Origin of the sequence: Mycobacterium palustre, assembly GCF_002101785.1 — a bacterium.
Lineage (GTDB): Bacteria > Actinomycetota > Actinomycetes > Mycobacteriales > Mycobacteriaceae > Mycobacterium > Mycobacterium palustre.
Map to the genome: position 1 here is coordinate 17,517 of NZ_LQPJ01000140.1, position 26,760 is coordinate 44,276.

Annotated in this window: 25 protein-coding genes; 10 read left to right on the forward strand and 15 right to left on the reverse strand. The window is 68.4% G+C overall.

The window, feature by feature from the left end; translation table 11 throughout:
* Positions 1–79 precede the first annotated feature (79 nt).
* The 7 genes from AWC19_RS24960 to AWC19_RS24990 all read right to left on the reverse strand — a co-directional run bounded on the left by AWC19_RS24960 (position 80) and on the right by AWC19_RS24990 (position 8,576).
* Complete coding sequence (locus AWC19_RS24960; RefSeq protein ID WP_085080778.1) at positions 80–2,098, reverse strand: glycosyltransferase; 2,019 nt, start codon at positions 2,096–2,098, stop codon at positions 80–82.
* Positions 2,095–3,567, reverse strand: a complete 1,473-nt coding sequence (locus AWC19_RS24965) for a flippase (RefSeq protein ID WP_085080779.1) — start codon at positions 3,565–3,567, stop codon at positions 2,095–2,097. The genes AWC19_RS24960 and AWC19_RS24965 overlap by 4 nt, the downstream gene beginning before the upstream one ends.
* A complete protein-coding gene (locus tag AWC19_RS24970) occupies positions 3,567–5,072 on the reverse strand; it encodes a sugar transferase (protein WP_085080823.1) in 1,506 nt (501 codons plus the stop codon). Before AWC19_RS24970 ends, AWC19_RS24965 begins: the two co-directional genes overlap by 1 nt.
* 86 nt (positions 5,073–5,158) lie before the next feature.
* Complete coding sequence (gene rfbC / locus AWC19_RS24975; protein ID WP_085080780.1) at positions 5,159–5,716, reverse strand: dTDP-4-dehydrorhamnose 3,5-epimerase; 558 nt, start codon at positions 5,714–5,716, stop codon at positions 5,159–5,161.
* A gap of 31 nt (positions 5,717–5,747) precedes the next feature.
* Entirely contained in the window at positions 5,748–6,410 is a 663-nt protein-coding gene (locus tag AWC19_RS24980) for a PIG-L deacetylase family protein (protein WP_085080824.1), read from the reverse strand.
* Complete coding sequence (locus AWC19_RS24985; protein WP_085080781.1) at positions 6,407–7,204, reverse strand: glycosyltransferase family protein; 798 nt, start codon at positions 7,202–7,204, stop codon at positions 6,407–6,409. The genes AWC19_RS24980 and AWC19_RS24985 overlap by 4 nt, the downstream gene beginning before the upstream one ends.
* 145 nt (positions 7,205–7,349) lie before the next feature.
* Positions 7,350–8,576, reverse strand: a complete 1,227-nt coding sequence (locus AWC19_RS24990; RefSeq protein ID WP_085080782.1) for a PPE family protein — start codon at positions 8,574–8,576, stop codon at positions 7,350–7,352.
* A gap of 471 nt (positions 8,577–9,047) precedes the next feature.
* Here AWC19_RS24990 and AWC19_RS24995 point away from each other — a divergent pair, with 471 nt between their 5' ends.
* Together AWC19_RS24995 and AWC19_RS25000 are read left to right on the forward strand one after the other, a co-directional pair.
* Positions 9,048–9,725, forward strand: a complete 678-nt coding sequence (locus AWC19_RS24995) for a TetR/AcrR family transcriptional regulator (RefSeq protein WP_085080783.1) — start codon at positions 9,048–9,050, stop codon at positions 9,723–9,725.
* 131 nt (positions 9,726–9,856) lie between these two features.
* Positions 9,857–10,552, forward strand: a complete 696-nt coding sequence (locus AWC19_RS25000; RefSeq protein ID WP_085080784.1) for a TetR/AcrR family transcriptional regulator — start codon at positions 9,857–9,859, stop codon at positions 10,550–10,552.
* An 11-nt stretch (positions 10,553–10,563) separates the two neighbouring features.
* On the opposite strand, the gene AWC19_RS25005 is transcribed toward AWC19_RS25000, so the two are convergent.
* Complete coding sequence (locus AWC19_RS25005) at positions 10,564–11,121, reverse strand: serine acetyltransferase (RefSeq protein WP_085080785.1); 558 nt, start codon at positions 11,119–11,121, stop codon at positions 10,564–10,566.
* 596 nt (positions 11,122–11,717) lie between these two features.
* Here AWC19_RS25005 and AWC19_RS25010 point away from each other — a divergent pair.
* A complete protein-coding gene (locus AWC19_RS25010; RefSeq protein WP_158090938.1) occupies positions 11,718–12,491 on the forward strand; it encodes a WecB/TagA/CpsF family glycosyltransferase in 774 nt (257 codons plus the stop codon).
* Between the two features lie 74 nt (positions 12,492–12,565).
* Complete coding sequence (locus AWC19_RS25015; RefSeq protein ID WP_085080787.1) at positions 12,566–13,318, forward strand: class I SAM-dependent methyltransferase; 753 nt, start codon at positions 12,566–12,568, stop codon at positions 13,316–13,318.
* 60 nt (positions 13,319–13,378) lie between these two features.
* On the opposite strand, the gene AWC19_RS25020 is transcribed toward AWC19_RS25015, so the two are convergent.
* Both AWC19_RS25020 and metG read right to left on the reverse strand, forming a co-directional pair.
* Complete coding sequence (locus AWC19_RS25020; protein ID WP_085080825.1) at positions 13,379–13,741, reverse strand: PAS domain S-box protein; 363 nt, start codon at positions 13,739–13,741, stop codon at positions 13,379–13,381.
* A 140-nt stretch (positions 13,742–13,881) separates the two neighbouring features.
* Positions 13,882–15,432 (reverse strand): methionine--tRNA ligase, encoded by a 1,551-nt coding sequence (gene metG, locus AWC19_RS25025; RefSeq protein WP_085080788.1) that lies wholly within the window; start codon positions 15,430–15,432, stop codon positions 13,882–13,884.
* Positions 15,433–15,450: 18 nt separating this feature from the next.
* On the opposite strand from metG, the gene AWC19_RS25030 reads away from it, so the two are divergent.
* The 5 genes from AWC19_RS25030 to AWC19_RS25055 all read left to right on the forward strand — a co-directional run bounded on the left by AWC19_RS25030 (position 15,451) and on the right by AWC19_RS25055 (position 21,419).
* Complete coding sequence (locus AWC19_RS25030) at positions 15,451–16,302, forward strand: TatD family hydrolase (RefSeq protein WP_085080789.1); 852 nt, start codon at positions 15,451–15,453, stop codon at positions 16,300–16,302.
* Between the two features lie 165 nt (positions 16,303–16,467).
* A complete protein-coding gene (locus tag AWC19_RS25035) occupies positions 16,468–17,595 on the forward strand; it encodes a resuscitation-promoting factor (RefSeq protein ID WP_211284995.1) in 1,128 nt (375 codons plus the stop codon).
* Positions 17,559–18,503: a 16S rRNA (adenine(1518)-N(6)/adenine(1519)-N(6))-dimethyltransferase RsmA gene (gene rsmA / locus AWC19_RS25040; protein ID WP_085080791.1), complete on the forward strand. Its 945-nt coding sequence runs from the start codon at positions 17,559–17,561 to the stop codon at positions 18,501–18,503. The genes AWC19_RS25035 and rsmA overlap by 37 nt, the downstream gene beginning before the upstream one ends.
* Before the next feature lie 40 nt (positions 18,504–18,543).
* On the forward strand, positions 18,544–19,515 hold the full coding sequence (locus AWC19_RS25045; protein WP_211284997.1) for a 4-(cytidine 5'-diphospho)-2-C-methyl-D-erythritol kinase: 972 nt from the start codon (positions 18,544–18,546) through the stop codon (positions 19,513–19,515).
* Positions 19,516–19,784: 269 nt separating this feature from the next.
* Positions 19,785–21,419 carry a fatty acyl-AMP ligase gene (locus AWC19_RS25055; protein WP_085080826.1) on the forward strand — a complete coding sequence of 545 codons (1,635 nt, stop codon included), beginning with the start codon at positions 19,785–19,787 and terminating at the stop codon, positions 21,417–21,419.
* Positions 21,420–21,521: 102 nt separating this feature from the next.
* Here the strand turns inward: AWC19_RS25055 and AWC19_RS25060 are convergent, their stop codons facing one another.
* Positions 21,522–22,121 carry a TetR/AcrR family transcriptional regulator gene (locus AWC19_RS25060; protein ID WP_085080793.1) on the reverse strand — a complete coding sequence of 200 codons (600 nt, stop codon included), beginning with the start codon at positions 22,119–22,121 and terminating at the stop codon, positions 21,522–21,524.
* A 77-nt stretch (positions 22,122–22,198) separates the two neighbouring features.
* Here AWC19_RS25060 and AWC19_RS25065 point away from each other — a divergent pair, with 77 nt between their 5' ends.
* The gene (locus tag AWC19_RS25065; RefSeq protein ID WP_085080794.1) at positions 22,199–23,764 is read left to right on the forward strand and encodes a phytoene desaturase family protein; all 1,566 of its coding nucleotides are present in this window, start codon (positions 22,199–22,201) and stop codon (positions 23,762–23,764) included.
* 21 nt (positions 23,765–23,785) lie between these two features.
* Here the strand turns inward: AWC19_RS25065 and pth are convergent, their stop codons facing one another.
* The 4 genes from pth to AWC19_RS25085 form a co-directional block, all read right to left on the reverse strand.
* Complete coding sequence (gene pth, locus AWC19_RS25070) at positions 23,786–24,361, reverse strand: aminoacyl-tRNA hydrolase (RefSeq protein ID WP_085080795.1); 576 nt, start codon at positions 24,359–24,361, stop codon at positions 23,786–23,788.
* An 11-nt stretch (positions 24,362–24,372) separates the two neighbouring features.
* On the reverse strand, positions 24,373–25,023 hold the full coding sequence (locus tag AWC19_RS25075) for a 50S ribosomal protein L25/general stress protein Ctc (protein WP_085080796.1): 651 nt from the start codon (positions 25,021–25,023) through the stop codon (positions 24,373–24,375).
* 131 nt (positions 25,024–25,154) lie between these two features.
* Positions 25,155–26,024, reverse strand: coding sequence for an oxidoreductase (locus AWC19_RS25080; protein ID WP_085080797.1), 870 nt, complete (start codon positions 26,022–26,024; stop codon positions 25,155–25,157).
* A 43-nt stretch (positions 26,025–26,067) separates the two neighbouring features.
* Positions 26,068–26,706, reverse strand: a complete 639-nt coding sequence (locus tag AWC19_RS25085) for an LpqN/LpqT family lipoprotein (protein ID WP_085080827.1) — start codon at positions 26,704–26,706, stop codon at positions 26,068–26,070.
* Positions 26,707–26,760: the final 54 nt, after the last annotated feature.

Below are 26,760 nucleotides of genomic sequence, written 5' to 3' on the forward strand. Positions count from 1 at the left end.
GCGATGTCGTTCTGAAACAGCCACAGGCTGTTGTGCCCGCCGCTCCTGCGAAAGGACTGCTTCCACGACGACCGGATGCTCATGCGAGCACCGCCTCGATCGCGTCGAGGTAGGCATCGGTCATCGCCTCAACCGTGTAATGCGACAGCAGCCGCTCATAGCCGCGCCGCCCCACCGCGGGCAGCGCGCCGGGGTCCGCCAGGACTTCGGCCAACCGCTCCCGCCACGCCGCCACGGAAGCCGGTTCCACGACGAATCCGGCCTTCCCGAAATCCAGAATCTCCGGGACGGCGCAAATCGCCGACGCCGCAACGGGAACGGCCCGCGCCATGGCCTCGAGAATCACCAGCGGGAACGCTTCGGAGCGGCTCGGTACGCAAAGCAGGTCGGCCGCGGCCAGCGCCGGCGCCGGGCCGGCCGACCACCCGCGCCAGCGCACGCGGTCGCGCAGCCCGGCCGGAGTCCGGGCCTGCAACCTCTCCCGGTCGGGACCGTCGCCGAAGATGGAAAGCTCCCATGGCATGTCGGCCAGGTCCGCCAGCGCCTCGATCAGCAGGTGCGGGTTTTTGTGCTCGACGATGCGGGACAGCATCACCAGCTGCAGCGGCTCGCCCGCCACGCGGGCCCGCGGAACGGGCTGACCGGGCACCGTGACGCCGTTGGGTGCGACGAAGCGCCGCCCCTTGAGCCGATGGTGGGGGATCAGCATGTCCCATTGCCGTTGCGCGAGAATGACGAACGCGTCGGCCCGGCTCATCGCGGCGGTCAACGGCCGCGAATAGATCGGTCGGTCGACTTCGGGGGGGACGTGCGGGGCGACCAACCAGCGCCGGCGCCGCCCGGCGGCGCGCCACAACGTCGCAAAACCCGTCTCGGTGTTGGTGTCCCCACTGATCAGCACGGCCGGGCCGTCGGGAATGTCGACGAGCGGCGCCCACCAGGGCTGGCGCACCACGCGGACGCTGTGGGGAATCTCTTTGATCAACGGGCCGAACCGCTGCATGCAGGCGATGGTGACCGGGTAGCCACGACGCGCCAATTCGCCTGCGAGCAGGGCCTTTTGGCGCTCGGCGCCGCCGTAGACCAGGCGGTTGGTGGTGATCACGATGGCGGGCTTGCCGGTGCTCCGGGCGGCGATGTCGCGCTTGCGCGTGGCGCGCTTGGACCGCTGTATCCGCTCCAACAACGTCGTGCCCGCCAGGTAGACGTCGGCGTGGTGAACGCTGTCTTGGCGCTCCAGCAGCAGTGCGGCGTTGGCGCGCAACAAGTCCAGGTTGCGGCGCCGCTCCGGGCTGGAGACTTCGCCGCCGTGCGCGGAGCCGTGCTCGGCGTGTCTCTTGGCGGCCGCGGGGTTGCCGTGGTCGACGACCAATTCGTCGGCCAGCAGGACGCGCCAGCCCGCGGCGGTGGCGCGGGTCTGCCAGTCGGTTTCTTCCCCGTAGAGGAAGAACTCCTCGTCGAACCCGCCGATCTCGTTCCACGTCTGCCGATTTATCGCCAGGCACGCCCCGGCCACGTAGCCGTCGATGCTTTGCGATTCGGTGGGCTGGCGCGGATACAGGTGCGACAAGGGCGTCCCTCGCAGCGCGACGGAATACCCGGTCGCGGCGACCAGGGCGCGGGTCAACGTCCGGCGGCGGGTCGCGATGTCCCAGGGCGCCGGCCCGGGTGCGCCGTTGTCGCGCACCAGCGGCGAGACCGCCGCGACCCCCGGCTGCTGCAGCAACTTTCGCGTGCGCTGCAACGGTCCCCGCAGCCGGGTGTCGGCGTTCAGCAGCAGCAGGTCGGCATCGTCGGGCGCGTGCTGTACCAACGCGTTGAACGCGGCGCCGAAGCCGAGGTTCCGCGGCCCGAGCACCCAGTGAACGTCCGGGTGCCGCGCGGCCAGTTCCTCGCGGCCCGGATACTCGTCACCGCTGTTCTCGTAGACGTAGACCGGCAATTCGGGCAGGTGTTCGGCGACGCTGGCCAGGCACTGCTCGACGAGGTCGTGGCTCTTGTAGGTCACGATCAGCACCGCGAGGGGGCGCTGGGCCCGCGGCGACGCGGGCACGGTGATCGGCCGTTTCAAGTACGCGCGGTCCATTTCGGTTGTCATGCCATCACCCGCTTTCGTAGCAACGAGGCCAGCTTCGAGCAGTTGACCGGGCCCACCGCCGCGTTGGTGACCAGGTATGCGGCCGCCGCGACGGCCACGACGACAATCACATGCCGACCGGACAACAGCAGCGCCGCCGCGACGGCCGCCGCCGTGGGCACCGCCAGACGGACGAAAAACGCGACCGGAGTGCGGTAGTCGCATTGCCGGCGCAGCCACCAACTGGCGACCACCATGCCGAACAGCTCGGTGCCCACCAAGGAAAGGGCGGCGCCCACCGCGCCGAGGCGCCCGTCGAGAACGACGTTCAGCGCGATGTTCAACCCGAGGGCCGCGACCGACAGCCGGAAGAAGAACTTCTGGTGGTGACAGGCGAACAACGCCTGGCCGAGGGTGCCGGTCACGAAGCGCAGTGCCACCGCGACGAAGAGGATCGCCAGCGTGGGCGCGCCGCGGCCGACGAACTCCCGATCGCCGAACAGTGCGATCAGGGGCCGGGCCAGTAACGCGCCGATGATCGCGAGGGGTACCGCCACGAAGTACATCAGCTCCACGCAGCGGCGCAAAAACCGGGCGAAGGCGGTGACGTCCCGTGCGAACAACTCGGTGGCCGTCGACAACGTCGCCTTGAGAAAGAACATCGAGACCACCAGCGTGTTGAACGCCACCACGTAGGCCAGGCCGTAGACCCCGACCTCCGAATGCGAGCTCACCTTGGACAGGATGACGCCGTCGGTGCGCCAATAGAGCACCCCCACGACCGTCACGCCGATCGGAAAAAGGCTCTCCCGCAACAGGTCTGCGACCTCGCGCGGGGCGAAAACCGGCCGCAAACAAACGTGGCGCGCCGCCGCGGTGCCCTGGATCAGCAGCTGCAGCGCCGGGGGGATGAGCTGCGCGACCGCGAACCAGACGACGTCGGCCCGCGTGGCGACCAGGTAGCTGACCATCGCCAGGGTCCCCAGCCGGCCCGCCACGTCGGACACGGCGACCGCCGAGAACCGGACGGTGGACAAAAAGACCGGCTCGAACCGCGTCGTCACCGTGAACATCAGCAGTTGGCCCGACAGCACCACGAGCATCGCCCGCACGTCGGCGCCGTGGTAGAGCAGCAGGCCAGAACCCACGGTCAGTGCCGCCAGCGGGACGCAATACATCAGCGACAGGCCGCTGTTGACGCGGACGAGTCGCTCGAGGTCGCCGGTGCCCGAGGCGACGCGACGCACGATCACCGTGCCGATGCCGAGATCGGCCAGGCTGGACCACAATCCGACGAAGGCGACGGCGATGGTGAGCTCGCCGTAGCGCCCGGGGCCCAAATAGCGGGCCGTCATCGCCACCGAGGCCACCGAGGCCAGCATCCCCAATGCCCGGCAAACCAGTTGGACGGAGATGGCGTGCGCGATCCGTGACCCGGACACGGAGGGGCCGCTCGGCGCCGCCTGCGTCGGCTCGACCGCGATGTCCATCAGTAGGCTCCGTCCCTGCTGAGCACGGCTTTGAGCGTGCGGGCGATGATCACCAGGTCGCCCGCCATGGACCAGTTGTCCACGTAGGACAGGTCGAGCCGGACCGAGTCTTCCCAAGAGAGGTCCGAGCGACCGCTGACCTGCCAGAGCCCGGTCACCCCCGGCCTCACCAGCAGGCGCCGCTTGACCTCGCCGTCGTAGTTCTCGACCTCGCGGCGTAACGGGGGCCGCGGACCGACCACGCTCATGTCCTGCTTGAGCACGTTGATGAATTGGGGCAACTCGTCGATGCTGAAGCGGCGAAGGATCCTGCCGACCGGAGTGACCCGGGGGTCCTGGCGAATCTTGAAGAGCACACCGCCCGCGCCCTCATTCAGGGGTAGCAGGTGTTGTATCTGGTTGTCGGCGTCCTCGACCATGGTGCGCAGCTTGTACATGGTGAACGGTTTGCCGTCGATGCCGATGCGTTCGGCCCGGTACAGCACCGGCCCCCGGCTCGTCGCCTTGATCAGCACCGCGGCGGCCAGCAGCAGCGGCGCCGTCGCGATCAGCGCGGCCAGTGAGAAGCAGAAGTCGAAGGATCGCTTCTGAAAACGTTGCGTCCCTTCGTATTGCGGCTTCTCGACGTGCAGGAGGGGGAAGCCGGCGAGCGGCCGCAGGGTCAGCCGGCCGCCCGCGACGTCGACCACCCCCGGCGCCACCACGAGGTCGACGTCCATGGTTTCCAGCCGCCACATCAGGTCGCGGATTCCGTGCACGCCGAACTGCTCCGTGCGCGTCACCGCCACGGTGTCCGCACCGCAGCGCAGTATCGCGGTCTCCGCGGCGGATTCGTCGCCCAAAATCGGGATCTGGCGGCCCTGCGTCGTCAGCGTTTCGCCGCGCGCCGGCCCGTATCCGGGAATGCACACGCCGACCACCACGTAGCCGTGGTTGGGATCGCGGCTCAGCTCGCGGGCGAGCTGCGTGACGCCCGGTCGATCCCCGATCGCCAGCACCAGCGTCTGGCATTCGCCCCGCGCGCGCTGGCGCCAGACGTATTTGCGCCAGACGTTGCGGCTCGTCAGCAACCCGATGGTGCCCGCGGGCAGCGCCACCGCCAGATAGCCGCGGGCCAGCTCGATCTTGGCCAGCAGCGTGACCATGGCGATGATCCCGAACGTCCAAAAGGACGCGCTGGCGATGCGGCGATATTCGTCGATCCCGGCTCCGACGATGCGCGCAGATCGCGTCTGCCACACCGAGATGGCCGAAAGCCACAGCGCCGCAAAGAGGACCGAAAACAGCGTCATCACCGGGCCGGGATATCCCGACGCGTTCGGCGAATCCCCGAACCGCACGAACTGCGCCAGCGCGACCGCCGCGCACACGATGGACGAGTCGGTGATGCGCAGACGAGCCGAGTACTTCTGGCGCCAGCGGGACACGGCTCTGGCGCGCGGCGCCGGCGCGGGCCGCCCCGGAACCTGCGCATGGCCGCCGTGGGCTCGCAGCGATGTCGTCATCACGGTCACCTTTTCGGCTGACAGTTACCGGATGGGCTGCAGCGGTGGGCGGTTCTCCGGGCGCGGTCGGCGCGTCGCACGCGACATCACGACGCCTCGCTCCCGACCGCTCCGGCCTCCGCCAAAGTGGGCCAGCTGGCGTCCTTTTCGGACATGACGGTCACCGGCAGCGGCCACTTGATGCCGAATTCTGTCTCGTTCCAACGGAATCCCTCCTCGCTGGACGGCACGTACTCGCCGCTGATCTGGTAGAGGACCTCGGTGTCATCGGTCAGCGTTTGGAAGCCGTGCGCCACGTAGGGCGGCAAGAACACCGCCCGGCGATTGTCGGCGCTCAGCTCCACCATCACGTGCTTGCCGTACGTCGGCGAGTCGGTGCGGACATCCACGGCGACGTCGGCGATGGCGCCGCGGATGCAGCGCACCAGCTTGGCCTCGGCGTGCGGCGGGGCCTGGCGGTGCAGCCCGCGCACGGTGCCGCGCGTGTGGTTGAAGCAGATGCTGGTCTGCGCGAGCTCGGAAATCAGCCCGTGTCGGGCGAATTCGGCCGCGCAGAAGGCGCGTGAGAAAAATCCGCGGTGGTCGCGGTGCGGTTCGATGTCGACGATCGTGACTCCCGCAACACTGGTGGGGGTGTATTTCATTCAGGCGCCCTTCTTGGTCTGCAGCGGTCGGTTAGTTGAGTGAATGCACGCCGTAGGGGCTCACGACCGCCTTCTCGCCGACGAAGGCTTCGGCGTAGCGAGCGCGGCACTGCACGCCGCGCACGCGCATCAACCCGAGGAACGCTTCGTCGTCGAACCAGTCACGACCCGATTGAGACGGATAGCACCGCGCGAGCAGACTCACCTTCCGATGGGCTAGCTCGGCCGGAATGTCCACGTACAGAGTGGGATTCAGCAGATCTGACTCCCACTTGAGGATCTCGTAACCCAGCACTAGATGCGCCCGGAACTCCGTCGGGATCAGCTCGGCGACCAGGCGGTGGTCCTGGTGGTAGTCGTGACGGTTCGGGCCGAGCACCAGGTCGGGCTCGCAGTGGCGGCGAAACTCCGCGATGTGGCCCTTGACCGCCCCCCAGTGGTCGGGCAGCCGGCCGTCGGGGAGATCGGCGACCGTCAACCGAATGTCGGCCCGCGGGAAGAGCTCGGCGAACGCGTTCTTCTCCTCGCTCTCGCGCTCGGTGCCGGCCCCGGTCAGGACCAGCGCGTGCACGACGACATCCGGGTTGTGATGCGCGATCTGCAACAGCGTTGCGCCGGCACCGATCATGATGTCGTCGCAATGCGCGCCGATGGCGGCGATCGAACTGATGCCGCCGGTGGTCAGCGGGATCATGCCGAGCGCCTCGCCGCGTCGGGCCGCTCCCACACCATCCACGGGCGCCGTCCCATGTTGTAGTCGGCGTCGAGTTCGGCGCGCTCCTTGAACGTGTCGGCCGGCCGCCAGAACCCGTGGTGTTGATATCCGAGCAGCCGGCCCGTTCCGGCCAGGGCCATGCAGGCGTCGCCCACGAGGTCGCCGTTCTCGGGGATGAGGTCGAAGATTTCCGGGGTCAACACGAAGTAGCCGCCGTTGACCCAGATCGGGAACTTGGCGATCGGCGCGATCTCCTTGACGTCGCCGTCGGCGCTCACGTCGACGCAGTGGAACGACGACTGGGGCGGCACGATGAGCATGGACGCCGCGGCGCCGCTGCCGACGAACCGGTCGATCATGGCGTCGAGCGGTGCGTCGGTGAGGACGTCGGCGTAGTTGGCGAGGAAGTATTCGTCGTCCCCGAGGTACTTGCGCACCCGGCGAAGCCGCTCACCGATCGGCGATTCCAGGCCGGTGTCGACGAAGGTGATGGTCCAGTCCGACATGTCGGAGTCGAGCAGTTCGACCTCGCCGGCCCGCATCACGAAGTCGTTGGACTCCATCTCGCGGTAGTTGAGGAAGAAGTCTTTGACCATCGCCTGGCCGTAGCCCAGGCACAGGATGAAGTCCTTGTGCCCGTAGTGCGCGTAGTAGCGCATCACGTGCCACAGCAGCGGGCGCGGCCCGACCATCTGCAGCGGCTTGGGCACCAGGTCGCCCTCGGCCGTGCGCATGCGCATCCCGTAACCGCCGCAGAAAAGTACGACTTTCATCACACCCAGCCCTTCCGGCGAAGGAACTCGCCACACCGTGCACCCTGCGGGTGCCGACCAAATCTCCGCTGGAAACCAAAAGCCGATACTTTTGGCATGTCGGGGTCGCGGCCGCAATCGGCCGTGTTTCGGCTCGCCGCGGCGCTCATATGACCGACGCCCCGTAGCCGCCGGACGGCGGTTGCGCCATGACCGTCGGTATCTGGCCGTAGCGGGGCCCGGGCGGATTGGGGCCCCCGCCCGCAGCCCGGGGCAGCCCGCCCAGCAGGCTCGGGGGCACGTTGCCGACGCCGCCGGGGCCGCCGCTCGGCAGGACCGCGCCCGCGCTGGTCAGGTGCGCGGTCGGGATGACGCTGGTCCAGCTCGCCGGCACCGACAGCGACCCCAGGCTGGCGGCCTGACCCATGCCGCCGACCACGCCCGCGCCCAGCGCATCGGCCGCGCCGGCGGCCTCCGCCGCGGCCGCCCCGGCGGCGTCGGCAACGCCCTGGGCGGCGGTCACCGCCATGCCCTGCAGGCTCTGGGCCATGCCGAGCACGCTGGACAACCCGTACAGCGGGGTCGAGGCCATCATCAGGTAGCTGGGCAGCAGGGACGGCAGGTTGCTTTCGAACTCGGTCATGAAGCCCGACAGCGACAGGCCGCCCGTGCCGGACGCGGCCCCGCCCAGCAAAGTGCTCAACAGCGGCGGGACGCCGGTGCTGGCGGCGGTGGCCGAGGCGGGGGTCGCCAGGGTCTGCAGCATCGAGGTCACCGACGACATGAGGGTGGACAGCGACATCTGCTCTGTTGCGGCGCCGGCGGCCTGGGAGGCCGCGCTGGACTGGGCCGCCACCCCCGCAGAATCGGTGACGTCGGGCGCGGGCGTGAACGTTGACAGGTCGGCGACCTCGACCGAATTCGCGGCGTACTCGTACATGGCCGCGGCGTCCTGGGCCCACATCTCGGCGTACGCCAACTCGGTGGCCGCGATCGCCGGCAGATTCTGGCCGAAGAAATTGGTCGCGATCAGCGACGCGAGCTGGACCCGGTTGGCGGTGATCACCTGCGGCGGCACGATCATGGCGAACGTGGCGTCGAAGATCTCCACCCCGAGCCGGGCGTGGCTGGCGGCCTCTTCGGCCCGCGCGGCGGCCCCCGTCGTCCACGCCACGTAGGGCCCGAACGCCGAGGCCATGGCCAGCGACGACGGACCGAGCCACCGTCCGACGGTCAGTCCCGAGACGATCGATCGATAGGCGCCCGCGGCGGCGCGCAGTTCGGCGGCCAGGCCTTCCCAGGCGGCGGCGGCGGCAATCATCGACCCGGGACCCGGCCCCGCGTACATCCTGGCGGAGTTGATCTCTGGTGGCAGAGCGCCAAAGTCGATCACGTGTCTACCCCTGCCGTCAGCGGCCCGTGGCGGCGTCGGCGAACGGGGACCCGGTGAACGAGCCGGAGCCGAACGTCGCTGCGTCGGCGAAAGCCGCCTGGAGCGTCGGGCGCGGTGCCCCCGGCGCCACAGACTAACGACCACATGGAGCGCCACTATACATACTTTTAGTTCGGAATGCGGCCGTGACATGCACCACAAGTATTTCCCGTCAATTATCTCGGCCCGGAGCGTTGAAGCCCGAGGGGCGAGGTCCGGCTGATAACCTCAAAGGCGGCCGTTATGCCACCCGAGACACCCGGTGAGCTTGGCTCTAGACCGCTGAAGAACCGATGTGTGTGCCCTGCTCGAGGAAGGCGCCGTGAACGTGAATCGGAACGATCCGGCCCGCGGTACGGGTCTCGGAACGACCAGTCGAATCGTTGCCACGACGCAATCGACCGGCCCCGGACAGTCGAGTTCGCGGTTCTGATGACAACCCACTCCACCGACGGACGGGCGGACGCCACCCGGCGACAGATCCTGCGGGCCGCCTCGCATCAATTCGCCCGGCGGGCCTACCACGACGTGGGCCTCGACGACATTCTCGCCGAAGCGGAATTGACCAAGGGCGCAATGTATTTCCACTTCCGTTCCAAGCACGCGCTGGCCGTCGCGATCATCGAGAAGCAGACCGCCCGCGGCAACGTAGCGGTGGAAGAGTTGCTCACGCGCGGGCTTTCGGGCCTGGAGACCCTCATCGATTTCTCGTATCTGATCGCCGTCGGCGACATCAAGACGGACGGGGTCAGGGCCGGGCTGAACCTGCTCGAGTCGGTCGGCCGGTCCGAGGGGTTGCAGAAAAAGCTCTTGGACGAGTGGGCCAAGGCGTTGGCCGGGGTCGTCGAGCAAGCCATCACCGAGGGCGACATCCACCAGCAGTGCGACCCGCTCGACGTCGGGCGCCTGATGGTGTCCCTGCACATGGGGCTGCGGCAAACCAGCAACCTCGAAGAACCGGAGCGGTTCCTGCGCGACCTCGAGAAGTGCTGGCTGCTGCTGCTGACCGGGATTTTGCAAGAGGATCGGACCGAATACTTCCGCCAATTCCTCAGGCGCCGCGCCGCGCTTGCCATCACCTCGACCGCGACGGGAGCGGACGCTGACTAGCGTGCCGCGCGAGGTCGCCGTGTCGGCCGCGCACCGGTGGTTGCTAGGCTTTGCCCTCTTTCCAGACAAGCTTGAGGATGTCGAGATTCGGGGTCTAAGCCGGTCCTCGGAACTCCGGAGGTGCAGAAGCGATGGCGCGCCAGGTTCGATCTGAAGCCACTCGGCGAAAGATCCTCGATGCCGCGATAGATGTGTTCGGCGAGGTGGGCTACGCCGCGGCGGGATGGAACACCATCATCGAGCGGACCGGGATGACCAAGGGAGCCCTGTACCACCACTTCGATTCCAAGGAATCCTTGGCGTCCGCCATCATCGAAGAGGGTTCCGAGGCAATACTTGTCGCGTTCCGCAACGTTTGTGGATCGTCGTCGCCGGCGCTCGAGAACATGATCCACGGGACGTTCACGATCGCGAACATGCTCGGCTCGGACAAAACGGCGCGCGCGGCGGAGCAATTGACCGCCGCCCTGAGCGGATTCAACGAGGCCGCCGGGAGGTTCTGCGCGAGCCTGGTGGAGCTGATGGCGGCTCAGGCCCGGCGGGCGACCGCGGAAGGCGACGTGCGTGAAGACTTAGACCCCGTGCTGATCAGCGAGTCGATCGTGGGGGCGATGTTCGGAACGCGCTTGCTGTCCAATGCGATATCGGCGATCGGCCCCGCCGAGGACGCGGGCGTGGTCGGCCGCGTCGGTGGAACCTGGGGACTGCTGCTGCCCGGCGTCGCTACCGACGCCTCCCTCGAGTACTTCCGGCAATTTCTTGCGCGCGAGTCGCTTCGCCATTCCCGCCCCACGGCGTCGTCGGGCGACGCCGCCAAGCCGAATTAGCGAAAAGCCAACTAGGAGTTGGAGACTGCGGCGCTTGGCGAATCCAGCGTGATTATCCGAGCGGGCGCACCGGCCACCACGGCGTCGTCGGGCACCGGCTTGGTGACCACGGCCCCGGCCAGGATGGAGGCGCGATCGCCCACGTGCACGTCGCCGAGCACCATGGCCATGGGATAAATCCAGACGCCGTCGCCGATCACCGGGACCTTTCCGCGGTTCTCCCCGATGGACACGCCTTGGTGGATATTGCAATTGGCGCCGATGCGCGCCTTGTGGTGGATCCACAGCGCGCCCGGGTGGGCCAGGCGAAGGCCGGGCCCGCATACGTTTCGGGGGACATACAGCCCGAGCCTTTCCCCGAGAAGTTTGGTCCGCAGCCGCAACCAGAATGCGATGGCGTGGCCCAGCGGTGTGTGGGCGGTGTTGGTCCAGTATTCGGATTTTCGCAGCATGCGCTGGAAATAGGCCGGCCGTTCCAGGAGCTGGTAGCGGAACTTCCACCGCTCGAGACCGTGCGCCCTCAAGTCCGCCGCCAGGTACGCTCTCAAGTCCTCCCGAGTCTTGATCACGGCGACGATCGTACTCTCGGTATACTTTTGAAGGAAGTAAGATACCCGTCGTTTACAGGGTGGCGGGCGCAGTTGCCGCGCGCCGCGCGCGGTGTCGGTGGCGACTCGGCTGGAGCGGCGCCGGCGGCCGCGCGCCGCCTTTCCGTCGCTTCGTTGGCTCGGCACGCCCGCCGCCGCTCGATGCGGCGAGGCGTTCGGGTTCGATCCGCAACGTTATTTGCCGCGCGGCTTGTCGCCGACCGCGTCCTAGCTGCGGATATTCAACGTCAGACCGATGACGCCCGTCGGCGCCCGGCGGGACGACCGCGCGCCGGGCGCGGGACGCGCCACCGCGCGGGCTGACGGTAAACGGGCCCCATGGGCGCCGTCCGCACGGCCGGCCTGGGGTGGGGGGGCGGGCCGGTGCGGTCTCGATCCCGCGGGTTCGCACCGATTGGCTTGACATACCAATCGCATGTATTATTGCACTCATGCCGACTAACAGTCTGTCCGAGGCGTCGCGCCCGGATCATCGTTCGGGCGCGGTCGGCGGCAAGCGCATCCAAGGCGGGCGGCGCGTCCCGGAGCGGCGGGGCCCGTACCGATTGCCCGGCAGCGTGCGGCTGGTCAACGAGGTGGTCAGCCGGGTCACGCTCGTTACCGACCTCCAGCAGGCGGACGCGTTGATCGCGAAGTGTCTGGCTTCCGAATCGCCCCAGATCGTTTCGTTCCTGAACGCACACGGAACCAACCTGTGCCGTCGCAATCGGCAGTTTGCCGAGTCGGTGTTGCGGTCGGACCTGATCTTGCGGGACGGCATAGGCATGCAGCTGCTTTTCAAAGCCTTGAAAAGCGACGCCGGGCTGAACATGAACGGCACCGACCTGATCCCGGAAATGCTGAACAAAGCGAAAGGGCAAACTCTCGGCATCTTCGGGACCCGGGAGCCGTTCCTGTCCGGCGCGGCCGAAGCGCTCCGGCGCGCGGGCCACGACGTCGTCGTGTGCGCAGACGGGTTTCGGGATCCGGCCTGCTATCTGACGATGATGGAGCAATACCGGCCAAGAATCGTGCTCCTCGCGATGGGAATGCCCAAGCAGGAAATCGTCGCCGTGCATCTCAAGGAGCACGCCACCTATAACCCGATCATCATCAACGGCGGCGCGGTCGTCGATTTCATCGCCGGCAAGGTCAAAAGGGCGCCACGGTGGATGCGCCGCCTGTACATGGAATGGGTCTTCCGCCTGATCAACGAACCGAGGCGGTTGTTCAAGAGGTACGTGATCGGGAATGTCGTCTTCCTGGTCCGGATACGAGAGATACGCAAGAGCTATGTACCGGTGCCAGGCCGCGAGGTTTGGCCGTCTACCAGCGAATGGCGGGTCGGCTAAGTGGTGTCATTCCGAACCATATGGATGACGGAGTTCGACGGCGTCGAAGCATCCCGTAGGCCCGCGGTGTCGCGATGACGGAAACCGAAGAATATGCGCGGCGGTACTTCGCCGAGCAAGAGGAATCCAACGAGGAGTACTGGCGGCGGTTCGGGACCACAGTCGACTGGGCCGGCAAACGGGTTCTGGAAGTGGGCTGCGGGCACGGCGCCATGTCGGTCGAGATCGCCCGAGCGGGGGCCACGGTGATTGGCGTCGACCTCGACGAGGGCCGCATCGCGTTCGCCAACGCAAACCTCGCGCGGCGATTCCCGAATCTGCTCGACCGGGTGACATTTCGCGCGGTCGACGCGGCCTCGCTTCCGGTGGATCAGAAGTTCGATGTCATCGTTTCCAAAGACACCTTCGAGCATGTCGGCGATGTCGCGGCGCTGCTGAAGGCGCTCGGCGAGCGATTGGTCCGGCCGGGCGGCCGCATCTACGCGGGCTTCAGCCCGTTGTACTACAGCCCCTTCGGCGACCACGGTCGGACGGGGCTGAAAGTGCCCTGGGCGCACGCCGTTTTGCCTCGGCGGTTGGTGTGTGCGGCCGCCACCCGGCACAACCGCCGTCGCGTCGACTCGCTGCTGGACATCGGCCTCAACGGCAATACGCCCGACCAATTCCGGGCGGCGTTCGCCGCCAGCGGACTACGGCTCGTCGATATCGCCTACAACCGGGGCGACAAGCGGCTGCTGCCGGTGCTCGAGAAGGCGCGCCAGCGGTTCCCGCGACTCGACAGGTTCACCACGGTCAGCATCTACGCCACTTTCGGCGCGGACTCCTGATCTGGAACGCGCTCTGCGGCGCCGCCGAAACCCTCACGGCTCGTTGAGGTTTCGGTCCGCTTAGTGCTCCTCTTCCCAGAGCTGCTCGGTGAGGTCCTGGAAAGCGGCGAGGGCGAACTGGTCGTCGGCGCGCAGCACCGCGGATTTGCTCATCAGGGCCCGCACCACCGAGCCGTCCTTGTGGGCCAGTTCTACCACCATGTTCGCCAGCGCATGCACGGTCGACAGCAGCGAGTCCGACCGCGGAGCCTCGTGGAAGATCTGCTCGAACCGAAGAGCGAGCACCTCTTCGGGTTCGAAGCCCACCATCTCGGCAAACGCGGTGTTGGTGAACAGGATGCCGCCGTCGTGTCCGATGGCGAGCACCGGAACGGGGATCCGTTCCAGCACGACCAACGCGGGCAACTGCTTCAAAGTGGTCATCGGCGAGTCACTCGGCTGCCGGTTCTGGCGTCGGTCGTCCACAGGCCGATTATGGACTATGGCATGGGCATGTTCGGACACTTTCACCCAGCGCGCCGAGATCCTCACCGAACAGGATTGCCGCGCAACTCAACTCCCGCTCATTTTGCGTCGGGCGGTTGGTAGCGCGGGAACACCCCGGAGGGCGGCGGCAGCACGGTGCCAGGGACCAGCCGCGCGGGAACGGCGGCGAACGTCCGCCGGTCCTCGGGTTGCCCCAGCAGGTCCAGCAGCTTGCCGGCCGACTCGGGCATTACCGGCTGCGCCAGCAGCGCCGCGATGCGCACCGCCTCGCAGGTGACGTAGAGGACGGTGCGAAACCGGGCCTGGTCCGCCTCGGACTCGCTTTTGCGCAGCACCCACGGCTGCTGCGCCGAGAAATACTTGTTCGCCTCGCCAAGCATCAGCCAGATCGCCTCGAGCGCCAGGTGCATGGCCTGGGCGTCGAAGTTGGCGCGCACCCGCTCCAGCAAGCCGTCGGCGGCCGCCAGGAGCGCGTTGTCGTCGGCGGTCAGCTCACCGGGTTCGGGCACCACGCCGTCGAGGTTCTTGGCCACCATCGACAGCGAACGCTGGGCCAAATTGCCGAGCTCGTTGGCCAGGTCGGTGTTGATCCGGGTGACGATCGCCTCTTCGCTGTAGCTGCCGTCCTGGCCGAACGGGACCTCGCGCAGCAAGAAGTAGCGCACCTGGTCCACGCCGAAGGTCTCGACCAGGGCGTCGGGCGCGACGCTGTTGCCCACCGACTTGCTCATCTTCTCGCCGCGGTTGAGCAAAAACCCGTGCGCGAAAACCCGTCGCGGCAGCTCGATTCCGGCCGACATCAGGAAGGCGGGCCAGTACACGGCGTGGAACCTGATGATGTCCTTGCCGATCATGTGCAGATCGGCCGGCCAGTAGCGGCGGAACAGCTCAGAATCGGTGTCGGGATAGCCCGCTCCGGTCAGGTAGTTGGTCAGCGCGTCGACCCAGACGTACATGACGTGATCGGGGTGGTCGGGCACCTTGACCCCCCAGTCGAACGAGGTGCGCGAGATCGACAGGTCGCGCAGCCCGCCGGAGACGAAGCTGACCACCTCGTTGCGGCGCACCTCCGGGGCGATGAAGTCGGGGTGGGCCTCGTAGTGCGCCAGCAGCTTGTCGGTATACGCCGAGAGCCGGAAGAAATAGGTCTGCTCCTCGGTCCAGGTCACCGGCGTCCCGGTCTCCACGGCGATCCGCGTCCCGTCCACGACCTTGGTCTCCGATTCGACGAAAAACCGCTCGTCGCGCACCGAGTACCAGCCCTCGTAGGTGTCCAGGTAGATGTCCCCGGCGGCCGACATCCGCCGCCAGAGCTCCTTGGACGCCTCGTGGTGGTCGGCGTCGGTGGTCCGGATGAACCGGTCGAACGAGATGTTGAGCCGCTCCTGCAGCCGCTGGAACACGTCCGAGTTGCGGCGGGCCAGCTCGGCGGTGGGCAGCCCTTCGGCCGCGGCGGCCTGCGCCACCTTCAGGCCATGCTCGTCGGTTCCGGTCAGGAAGCGCACGTCGAAACCGTCGAGCCGCTTGAACCGCGCGATGGCGTCGGTGGCGATGTACTCGTACGCGTGCCCCAAGTGCGGCGCGGCGTTGGGGTACGTGATCGCGGTGGTGACGTAGTAGGGCCTCATCGAGATTCACCCTATTGTGTGGCGGTGAGCTCCGACCGCTCTGGTAAACGAGAGGCGCCACCCGCACCCGAGCCGCTGGCCCCGCTGATCGACGCCCACACCCATCTCGACGCGTGCGGGGCGAGCGACGCCGCGGGCGTGCGCGCCATCGTCGACCGCGCCGCCGCGGTCGGGGTCGGCGCGGTGGTCACCGTCGCCGACGACCTGGACTCGGCGCGCTGGGTGACCCAGGCCGCCGATTGGGATCCCCGCGTCTACGCCGCGGTGGCGTTGCACCCGACCCGAGCGGACGCGCTCGACGACGCCGCGCGCGCCGAGATCGAGCGACTGGCCGCCCACCCGCGGGTGGTGGCCGTCGGCGAGACCGGGATGGACCTGTACTGGCCCGGCCGCCTGGACGGCTGCGCGCGCCCGGACGTGCAGCGGGACGCCTTCGCGTGGCACATCGACCTGGCTAAGCGGTGCGGGAAGCCGCTGATGATCCACAACCGCGAGGCCGACGCCGAGGTGCTCGACGTCCTGGCCGCCGAGGGCGCCCCCGACAGCGTGATCTTCCACTGCTTTTCGTCGGACGCCGCGATGGCCCGCCGCTGCGCGGACGCCGGATGGTTGCTCAGCCTGGCCGGAACGGTCAGCTTCCGCAATGCCCGCGCTTTGCGCGAGGCCGCGCCGTTGATCCCGCAGGGGCAGCTTTTGGTGGAGACCGACGCGCCGTTTTTGACGCCGCATCCCTATCGGGGGACAGCGAACGAGCCGTACTGCCTTCCTTACACTGTGCGCGCGCTGGCTGAACTGCTGGAGCGCCGCCCCGAAGAAGTGGCGGAGACATCGACCAGCAATGCCCGCCGGGTCTATGGGCTGGTCGCGTGATCGGCTCCGTCGAGCGGAGATCTTCCAACATCGTCGCGTCAGAGTTGCTCAACATTGGCCGGTTCGTTACCGTCTTGTGATCGAACGGCTGGGCCCTCGGGCTCAATTTGTCATTTCTGTGCTGAGTGGTTCGTCGAGTGGTTGCTGAGGCCGGGGTAACGCGCGTTGACTGTATTGACAAAACTTCATCAAACCCCTTCACCGATGTTGCGCCTCGTAGTTGGAGGCCTGCTGATAACGCTGGGGTTGGCGGGTGGATTCGCGGTTTCCGCATGCAAGACGGTGACGTTGACGGTCGACGGGATCGCGATGCGGGTGACCACCATGAAGTCGCGGGTGATCGACATCGTGCAGGAGAACGGCTACGCCGTCGACGAGCGTGACGACCTGTACCCCGCCGGCGACGTCCAGGTGCACGACGCGGCCAACATCGTGTTGCGGCGCAGCCGGCCGCTGCAGATCTCGCTGGACGGCCACGACACCAAGCAGGTCTGGACGACGGCCTCCACCGTCGACGAGGCGCTGGCCCAGCTCGCGATGACCGACACCGCCCCGGCCGCGGCGTCCCGCGGCAGCCGGGTGCCGCTGGCCGGAATGGCGCTGCCGGTGGTCAGCGCCAAGACCGTCCACATCAATGACGGCGGCGAGGTGCGCACCGTGCACGCGCCGGGGCCCAACGTGGCGGCGCTGCTGAGCGCCGCGGGCGCGCCGCTGCTGGAAAGCGACCAGGTGGTGCCCAGCGCGACGTCTCCGATCACCGACGGCATGGACATCCAGGTCACCCGCAACCGCATTCAGCGGGTCACCGAGCGGATCCCCCTGCAGCCGCCCGCGCGGCGCGTCGAGGATCCCGGCATGAACATCAGCCGCCAGGTCGTCGAGGACCCGGGCAGCCCGGGCACGCAGGACGTGACGTTCGCCGTGGCGACCGTCAACGGGGTCGAGACCGGCCGGTTGCCGATCGCCAACACGGTCGTCACGCCGGCCCGTGAGGCCGTGGTGCGGGTGGGCACCAAGCCGGGCACCGACGTGCCCCCGGTGACCAACGGGTCCATCTGGGACGCCATCGCGGGCTGCGAGGCCGGCGGCAACTGGGCGATCAACACCGGCAACGGGTATTACGGGGGGGTGCAGTTCGATCAGGGCACCTGGGAGCGCAACGGGGGATTGCGGTTCGCCCCGCGCGCCGACCTGGCGACCCGCGAAGAGCAGATCGCCATCGCCGAGGTGACCCGGGAGCGTCAGGGCTGGGGCGCGTGGCCGGTGTGCAGCGGAAGGGCCGGTGCAAACTGACCATCCGGCTCCTCGGTCGCACCGAGATCAGGCGGCTGGCCAAAGAACTTGAATTCCGGCCACGAAAGGCCCTCGGGCAGAACTTCGTTCATGACGCCAACACGGTGCGGCGGGTGGTGTCGACCTCCGGCGTGAGCCGGTCCGATCACGTCCTCGAGGTCGGCCCCGGCCTCGGTTCCCTCACGCTGGCGCTGCTGGACCGCGGCGCCACCGTCACCGCCGTGGAGATCGACCCGGTGCTGGCGGGCCGGCTGCCGCAGACCGTGGCCGAGCACTCGCACAGCGAGGCCAACCGGCTCGCGGTGTGCAACCGCGACGTGTTGACCCTGCGCCGTGACGAGGTGGCCATAGGCCCGGTGGCGCCGACCGCGGTCGTCGCCAACCTGCCCTACAACGTCGCGGTTCCGGCGCTGCTGCATCTGCTCGCCGAGTTCCCGTCGATCCAGACGGTGACGGTGATGGTCCAGGCCGAGGTCGCCGAGCGGCTTGCCGCCGAGCCCGGCGGCAAGGAATACGGTGTGCCCAGCGTCAAGGTGCGTTTCTTCGGAACGGTCCGCCGCTGCGGCATGGTGTCGCCGACGGTCTTCTGGCCGATTCCCCGCGTCTATTCGGGGTTGGTGCGCATCGACCGCTACGCGGCACCGCCGTGGCCGACGGACGAGGCCTTCCGGCGGCAGGTGTTCGAGCTCATCGACATCGCGTTCGCGCAGCGGCGCAAGACGTCCCGCAACGCGTTCGCCGACTGGGCCGGCTCGGGCAACGAGTCGGCGAATCGGCTGCTGGCCGCCAGCATCGACCCGGCCCGTCGCGGCGAGACGCTGTCCATCGACGACTTCGTGCGGCTGCTGCGGCGTTCCGGCGGGCCGCGCGAGCTGCCGCACGTGTCGGGGCACGCGTCCGTTAGCTGAGTAGGACCGCGCCTGTGGCAGCGATAGTCTGCTGCCGTGGCTGACAATGTCTGACGGCAACACCGCCGCGCAGTGGGTGCCGACCGGGTCGGTCACCGTACGGGTGCCCGGCAAGGTCAACCTTTATCTGGCCGTAGGCGATCGCCGCGACGACGGCTATCACGAGCTCACCACGGTGTTTCAGGCCGTTTCGCTGCTCGACGAGGTGACGGTCCGCAACGCCGACGTGCTGTCGCTCGAGCTCGTCGGGGAGGGCGCCGACAAGCTGCCCACCGACGAACGCAACCTGGCCTGGCGGGCGGCCGAGCTGATGGCCGAGCACGTCGGCCGGGCGCCGGACGTCTCGATCATGATCGACAAAGCCATCCCGGTGGCCGGCGGCATGGCCGGCGGCAGCGCGGACGCGGCGGCGGTCTTGGTGGCGATGAACTCGCTGTGGGAGCTCAACGTGCCGCGCCGCGACCTGCGGATGCTGGCGGCGAAGCTGGGCAGCGACGTGCCGTTCGCCCTGCACGGCGGCACCGCGCTGGGCACCGGTCGGGGTGAGGAGCTAGCAACGGTGTTGTCCCGCAATAGCTTTCACTGGGTGCTCGCCTTCGCCGACGGGGAGCTGCTCACCCCGAAGGTGTTCGCCGAGCTGGACCGGCTGCGTCGGGCGCCGCAAAGGGGCAAGGCTTTACCGCGGCTCGCCGAGCCGGGGCCGGTGCTGGCGGCGCTGGCCGCGGGGGATCCCGAGCGGTTGGCGCCGCTGTTGGGCAACGAAATGCAGGCGGCCGCGGTGAGCCTGGCGCCCAAGCTGCGACACGCGCTGCGCGCCGGTGTGGAGGCCGGGGCATTGGCCGGGATCGTCTCCGGCTCCGGCCCCACGTGCGCGTTCCTGTGCACCTCGGCGGCCGCCGCCGTCGACGTCGGCGCCCGGCTGTCGGGCGCGGGCGTGTGCCGGACGGTCCGGGTCGCCACCGGGCCGGTGCCGGGAGCGCGGGTGGTGCCGGGGCCGATGACCGAGAACTGAACCGCGTGTGAAATCCCGCTCAATGCGCCGCAGAGTTTGGCAGTTACTTAAGAGGAGTTTAAGATAGCGGGCGGTGACGAGCAGCGGTAAGCAGGACCACTCGAGATCTTTTCGTCCGCCGGGCAGCCCGGCGGACTCGTTGGCTCAGCACCGCTTCGAGACCGAACCGCTGCCCAACTGTGCTCGCGTGCCTGCTACAAACGGGCACCCAGCTGGCGGAATATGAGATCCCGGGCCTTGGGGACAATGCCGCAACCGAGGAGGCTTCTGTGAGCAGGTTTACCGAGAAGATGTACCGCAACGCCCGAACCACCACGACGGGCATGGTCACCGGTGAACCCCACGAGCCGGTCCGCCACACCTGGGGCGAGGTGCACGAGCGCGCCCGTCGCATCGCGGGCGGCCTCGCCGCCGCCGGCATCGGCCTGGGCGACGCCGTGGGCGTGCTGGCCGGCTTCCCGGTGGAGATCGCCCCGACGGCGCAGGGCCTGTGGATGCGCGGCGCCAGCCTGACCATGCTGCACCAGCCCACGCCGCGCACCGACCTGGCCGTGTGGGCCGAGGACACCATGACCGTGATCGGCATGATCGAGGCCAAGGCCGTCATCGTCTCCGAGCCCTTCCTGGTCGCCATCCCCGTGCTCGAGCAGATGGGCATCCAGGTCCTCACCGTCGCCGACCTGTTGGCGTCGGAGCCGATCGACCCCGTCGACGTCGGCGAGGACGACCTGGCGCTGATGCAGCTGACGTCCGGTTCGACCGGTTCTCCCAAAGCCGTGCAGATCACCCACCGCAACATCTACTCCAACGCCGAGGCGATGTTCATCGGCGCGGAGTACGACGTCGACAAGGACGTTATGGTCAGCTGGCTGCCCTGCTTCCACGACATGGGCATGGTCGGCTTCCTGACCATCCCGATGTACTTCGGCGCGGAGCTGGTCAAGGTCACCCCGATGGACTTCCTGCGCGACACGCTGCTGTGGGCCAAGCTCATCGACAAGTACAAGGGCACCATGACGGCGGCCCCGAACTTCGCCTATGCGCTGCTGGCCAAGCGGTTGCGCCGCAACGCCAAGCCCGGCGACTTCGACCTGTCGACCCTGCGGTTCGCGCTGTCGGGCGCCGAGCCCGTCGAGCCCGCCGACGTCGAGGATCTGCTGGACGCGGGCAAGCCGTTCGGCCTGAAGCCCTCGGCGATCCTGCCGGCCTACGGGATGGCCGAGACGACGCTGGCCGTGTCCTTCTCGAAGTGCAACTCGGGTCTGGTCGTCGACGAGGTGGACGCCGACCTGCTGGCCGCGCTGCGCCGGGCCGTGCCCGCCACCAAGGGCAACACCCGCCGGCTGGCCACGCTGGGCCCGTTGCTCAAGGACCTCGAGGCGCGCATCGTAGACGAGAACGGCAACGTGATGCCCGCGCGCGGCGTCGGCGTGATCGAGCTGCGCGGCGAGTCGCTGACGCCGGGCTACCTGACCATGGGCGGTTTCATCCCGGCCCAGGACGAGCACGGCTGGTATGACACCGGCGACCTCGGCTACCTGACCGAGGAGGGCCACATCGTCGTGTGCGGCCGCGTCAAGGACGTGATCATCATGGCCGGCCGCAACATCTATCCGACCGACATCGAGCGGGCCGCCTGCCGCGTCGAGGGCGTGCGGCCCGGCTGCGCGGTCGCGGTGCGCCTGGACGCCGGCCACTCGCGCGAGACGTTCGCCGTCGCCGTCGAGTCCAACGCCTGGCAGGACCCGGCCGAGGTGCGCCGCATCGAACACCAGGTTGCCCACGAGGTGGTGGCCGAGGTCGACGTGCGGCCGCGCAACGTCGTGGTGCTGGGTCCGGGCACCATCCCGAAGACCCCGTCGGGCAAGCTGCGCCGCTCGAACTCGGTCACCCTGGTCAGCTGATAGGCCGCTTTCCGCCGCCTTTCCCCGCCGCGAGCGTGCGCAGATTGCCACGGTTTGCCGGCGTGCCGCCGTACAGACACGCACGGTCGCGGTCGAAATCAATCACGCCAGCGGCGACAGTCCCGCGCGCACCAGGTCCAGGCAGCTGGCCGTAATCGCGCCGAGATCGTCGGCGCAGCCGTTGCGTCCCCACGTCTCCACCGCCACCACCAGGGCCGCGGCCAGGGTGGCGCCCGCGACGTTGGCACCCAGATCGATGTTTTCCACGTCGGGGTGGCGCCGCCGCACGAAGTCGGTGATGACCGCGGCGAACGACGACTGGACGACGCGCAGGTGGCCGGCGATCTGTTCCCCGGTGATCAGTTCGGCGCGGGCGAGCGCGGCCTGCCGAACCACCTCGATGTCGTGCGGGTAGCTTTGGACGCTGGCCAACACCGCCTCGAACAGCGACTCGGTGGGCGGGCGTCGCGCCAGCGCGTCGGCCAGCCACTCCACCCGGGTGTCGTAGTCCTGGAACAGCACGGCTTCCTTGGTCGGAAAGTGCCGGAAGAAGGTGCGCTCGGTGACGCCGGCTTCGCGCGCGAGCTGCTGCACCGTGACGTTGCCGAAGCCGTCGCTCGCGAACCTCTTCAGCGCGACCTGCCGCAGCGCCTCACGGGTCCTGGCGCGGCGCAGCTGGTGCAGGTTCGGCCGCTCGCTCATGCCTCGCATCCCATCACAGCCGGATCCGTCAGCGCTGACATGTTCACATTGTGTCAGTACTGACATATTCTCGGCCCATGACGGATTATGACGCGATCGTGGTCGGTGCGGGGCACAACGGGCTGACGGCGGCGGCGGTGCTGCAGCGCGCGGGGCTGCGCACGCTGTGCCTGGAGGCCAACAGCTACACCGGCGGCATGGCGGCCACGGTCGAGCTGATCGACGGATTCCATTACGAGATCGCGGGTTCGGTGCAGTTTCCCACCGCGCCCCAGATCAGCGAGGAGCTCGGGCTCGACACCCTGCCCACCATCGACGCCGAAATCCAGTCGGTCAACCTCGGCGACCACGGCGAAGAACCGATGATCTTCTACCGCGATCCGATCCGGCTGATGACCCACCTGGCGGAAAAACTCGGTGCCGACGCCGTCACGGGAATGGCCGAGATGATCGGCTGGAGCCAAGGCCCGGCCAAGGCCCTCGGCCGGTTCGAGGTGCGCACCCCGCCCAAGACCATCGACGAGATGTATGCCTGCGCGGCAAACGAATCCGAGCGCCGGGCCATCCACGAGATGCTCTTCGGCACGGCGATGGACCCCATCGACCGCTTCTTCCCCGACAGGGACAAGCACGCGGTGCTGCGCGGGATGCTCGCCTTCCTCGCCGTCAACTCCACCTATCGCGGGCCGTATACCCCCGGCAGCGCAACGTGTTTGGCGTTCGCGCTGGCCGTCCCGAACGACGGCGCGGCGATGATGACCAAACTCGAAGGCGGGATCGGGGCGCTGTGCAAGCACCTGCACGGGCTGTTCGTCTCCCACGGCGGCGAGGTCAGGTGCCGGGCGAAGGTCGACAAGATTCTGGTCGAGAACGCCGCGGTGACCGGCGTGCGGCTGCGCGACGGCTCGGAAGTCAGGGCGCCAGTGGTGATTTCCAACCTGTCGCCCGATTTGACGCTGATTGACCTCGTCGGCGTCGAGCACGTGCCCGCAGACCTGGTCAGCCGGCTGGGCGGGCGCGACCACCGGGCGTCGTTCGTGCAGATCCACTTCGCCCTCGACGGCCTGCCCGAATTCGCCCCGCCGTACGACTTTCTCAACGAACCCGGCATGCAGGGATCCGTCGGCATCTTCGGTTCGCCCGAAGAACAGCAGCGCCAATGGGAGGAGTGCAGGAGGGGCATCATTCCCGACAACCCGTCGATGGGCTTGCAGATCCCGTCCGTGCACGACCCGGCGATGGCACCGCCGGGCAAGCACGCGGCGAGCGCGTTCGCCTACGCGTTCCCGGTCGAGAGCAGCCGCGACCTTCATGGCCAGCTCAAAAACGTGATGGCGCAGAAGGTGATCGACAAGATCAGCCGCTACGCGCCCAACTTCCGCGACATCCAGATACGGCACATCACGTTCGCGCCGTACCACATGCAGACGATGTTCGCCGCCCCCTCCGGCGACTTCTGCCACGGCCTGCTCCATCCGGACCTGATGGGCCCCAACCGGCCCGGGCCCACGGGCTTCATCGACATGCCGATTCCGATCGCGGGGCTGTACCTGGGCGGCGCGGGATGCCACGGCGGCCCGGGCATCACGTTCACGCCCGGATACAACGCGGCGCACCAGGCGCTCGACGACCTCTCTCGATGACCGCGCGCCGGATCGTCCGACTCACCAGGCGTGGACGACGTTCTGCGCCGGCTCCATTCCCCGCTCGATGAGGAGCTCGGTGGCGTCGGCCGCCTGCTCGCAGATCGTCGGGACCTCGGTGCGCTCGGCGGCGGTGAAGTTCTCCAGCACGAAGGCGGCCGGGTCCTTGCGCCCGGGCGGGCGGCCGATGCCGATGCGCACCCGCTGAAAGTCCTTGCTGCCCAACGCCGATGCCACCGAGCGCAGCCCGTTGTGGCCGCCCTCGCCGCCGCCGAGCTTGAGCCGGATTCGGCCGAAGTCAAGGTCGAGGTCGTCGTGGATGACCACGATGTCGCCCGGGGCCACCGAGTAGAACTTCGCCAGCGGGCCCACCTGGCGGCCGGACTCGTTCATGTAGCAGCGCGGCTTGGCCAACACCACCGAGCGACCGGCAAGCCGGCCGCTGACCACCTCGGCGCCGGACCGTTTGTGCGCCTTGAACTTCGAACCGAGTCGCGCGGCCAGCAGGTCGGCGACCATGAACCCGAGGTTGTGCCGGGTGCGGGCGAAGTTGTCTCCCGGGTTGCCCAGGCCGACCACCAAAAGCGGTTCGGCCACGTCGGGGCCGCTTACTCGGACTCTTCGGCGGTCGCCTCGGGCGCGCCGGCCTCTTCGGCTTCCGCGGTCTCGGCTTCCTCAGCCGCGGCCTCGCCCTCGAGGTCCTCGGCGGTCGGCGCGGTCACGACGTTGACCACCAGCGTCTCCGGGTCGGAAACCAGGCTGATGCCTTTGGGCAGCGGGATCTGGCCGGCGGTGAACTGGGTGCCCGCTTCGGCGCCCTCGACCGAGACGACCAGCTGTTCGGGAATCGACAGCGCCTCGGCCTCGATCTCGATGGCGTTGGTCTCCTGGGTGACCAGCGTGCCGGGCGCGGGATCGCCCTCGACGACGACCGTGACCTCCACGGTGACCTTCTCGCCGCGCCGCACGACCAGCAGGTCGGCGTGCTGAATGGTGCGGCGGATCGGATGCAGGTCGAGGGCCTTGGTCAGCGCCAGCTGCTCCTTGCCGGCGATGTCGAGCGTGAGCACCGCGTTGGTGCCCGAGTGCCGCAGCACCGCCGCGAAGTCGTGGCCGGGCAGTTCCAGGTGCTGCGGCTCGGTGCCGTGGCCGTAGAGCACGGCGGGAATCTTGCCGGCGCGGCGGGCCCGGCGGGATGCGCCCTTGCCGGTTTCGGTCCGCACCGTGGCGGTGAGTTGGTTGACTGCCGACTTGGCCATCGTGTCGCTCCTCGGGTGCTCTGCCTGTTCGGGGGCACGGCGGGTCGCGACAGTGAGTCGGTCTCCGTCGATAACGGTGCTGTGTCAGCCACCCTCGCCGTGACGCCCGGCCAGGTTAGCGCATGGGCGGCTCAGAGCGGAAATCTGGTCCCGGTGAGCTGCTCGGACAGCTCCCACAGCGCGGCAGCAGCGGCGGGATCCCTGGCCCGCCGGCTGCGCCCGATCGGTTGGGTGCGGCCGAGATAGCCGAGGCGCGGGCCGACGAACGTGTCGCCGGGCAGGTTTTGCGACGCCGCGTAGAGGGTTTGCCGGGCCCCGTAGTCGGCATCGGTGGCCACCGCGCGGGTGACCGCCGACATCAGCGCGTCGCCCAGCTTGCGACCCGAGGCGCCCTGCAGGTTGGTGTGCGAGTAACCGGGATGGGCGGCCAGCGAGCGCAGCGGCGACCCGGCAGCGTCCAGGCGTCGCTGCAGCTCGCTGGTGAACAGCAGGTTGGCGAGCTTGGACTGGCTGTAGGCCAGCCAGGGGGAGTAGCGCCGGTTCGTGTAGTTCAGGTCGTCGAAGGCGATGCGGCCCGGCCAATGCGCCATCGACGACACGGTGACGACGCGGTCGGTGAGCTTGGGCAGCAGCCGGTTGGTGAGGGCGAAATGGCCCAGATGGTTGGTGCCGATCTGGCTCTCGAAGCCGTCGACGGTCAGCGCGTAGGGGGCGGCCATGATGCCGGCGTTGTTGATCAGCACGTCGGCCCGGTCCACGCCGTCGGCGAAGCGGCGCACCGACGACAAATCCTGCAGGTCGAGTTGCCGCACCTCGACGTCACCGCTCATGTGTCGCGCGGCGGCCTCGCCCTTGCCGGTGTTGCGTACGGCCATGATGATCTGGGCGCCCTTGGCGGCCAGCTCGCGGGCCGTCACGGCGCCCAGGCCGCTGTTGGCGCCGGTGATGATCACGGTGCGGCCCGCGAACGACGGCAGGTCTGCGGCGGTCCAGGTGGTCATGGCTGACCACACTAGTGGTCGAACTCGGGCTCGCGACGGCGAATTACTTTGCCGCGACGACAAACCCGCGGATGATCGATTCGATGTCGGTGGACTGCGCGACGGCCTGGTCGGCCAGGCTGGTGATGGTCAGCTGAACCAGGTATCGCTGCTTGGCGGGTGGCGATCCGGTGGCGATGACGATCCGGTTCCAGCTGTGCAGGCGCGTGCCGTCCAGGTCGTAGCTGCCCTGGATCTCCGACGAGGGAAAGCCGTTGTAGTCCGCCGTCGACGCGTCGAGCTGCTTGAAGTTCTCGAACAGCTGGGCGTCGTCGTTGCCGTGCTTGATGACCTGGGCCGGGTCGAAGTCGCCGCGCAACCTGAAAACCACCAGCCGCGCCGTCGGGTACTTGTTGCCCTTGGAGATGATCAGCGTCTCCGGCGTGATGTTCGGATTGGTATACGGCGACCAGCCCGGCGGGGTGGGTATCGAGACCGTCAGGTCGGTCAGGCTGGCCGGCGCCACCTGCTGGCCGGTCACCCCGATGCTCTGCAGGTACTGCGACAGCGGGACCGGCTTGGCCGTCGGGCCGGTGGTGGGCGCGGTCGTCGAGCTGTGCGTCAAAATCGACTGGTAGTCGGGGGGCTGCGGCGGCGCGCAGCCCACCAGAGAAAGCGCGACCGCCGCTGCCGCGGCCCCGATTGCCCGACTCTCCCCCGCAAGCGGGCGGTACCCCCGCCTCACGCCGTTCCGGCG

Coding starts and splice junctions, on each gene's coding strand:
- AWC19_RS25075 (WP_085080796.1), bottom strand. CDS start 25,023: ATGGCCAAGTCGGCAGTCAACCAACTCACCGCCACGGTGCGGACCGAA.
- AWC19_RS24965 (WP_085080779.1), bottom strand. CDS start 3,567: ATGGACATCGCGGTCGAGCCGACGCAGGCGGCGCCGAGCGGCCCCTCC.
- AWC19_RS25015 (WP_085080787.1), top strand. CDS start 12,566: ATGACGGAAACCGAAGAATATGCGCGGCGGTACTTCGCCGAGCAAGAG.
- AWC19_RS24995 (WP_085080783.1), top strand. CDS start 9,048: ATGACAACCCACTCCACCGACGGACGGGCGGACGCCACCCGGCGACAG.
- AWC19_RS24960 (WP_085080778.1), bottom strand. CDS start 2,098: ATGACAACCGAAATGGACCGCGCGTACTTGAAACGGCCGATCACCGTG.
- AWC19_RS24980 (WP_085080824.1), bottom strand. CDS start 6,410: ATGATCCCGCTGACCACCGGCGGCATCAGTTCGATCGCCGCCATCGGC.
- AWC19_RS25065 (WP_085080794.1), top strand. CDS start 22,199: ATGACGGATTATGACGCGATCGTGGTCGGTGCGGGGCACAACGGGCTG.
- metG (WP_085080788.1), bottom strand. CDS start 15,432: ATGAGGCCCTACTACGTCACCACCGCGATCACGTACCCCAACGCCGCG.
- AWC19_RS24970 (WP_085080823.1), bottom strand. CDS start 5,072: ATGACGACATCGCTGCGAGCCCACGGCGGCCATGCGCAGGTTCCGGGG.
- AWC19_RS25060 (WP_085080793.1), bottom strand. CDS start 22,121: ATGAGCGAGCGGCCGAACCTGCACCAGCTGCGCCGCGCCAGGACCCGT.
- AWC19_RS25080 (WP_085080797.1), bottom strand. CDS start 26,024: ATGACCACCTGGACCGCCGCAGACCTGCCGTCGTTCGCGGGCCGCACC.
- AWC19_RS25020 (WP_085080825.1), bottom strand. CDS start 13,741: ATGACCACTTTGAAGCAGTTGCCCGCGTTGGTCGTGCTGGAACGGATC.
- AWC19_RS25000 (WP_085080784.1), top strand. CDS start 9,857: ATGGCGCGCCAGGTTCGATCTGAAGCCACTCGGCGAAAGATCCTCGAT.
- rfbC (WP_085080780.1), bottom strand. CDS start 5,716: ATGAAATACACCCCCACCAGTGTTGCGGGAGTCACGATCGTCGACATC.
- AWC19_RS24985 (WP_085080781.1), bottom strand. CDS start 7,204: ATGAAAGTCGTACTTTTCTGCGGCGGTTACGGGATGCGCATGCGCACG.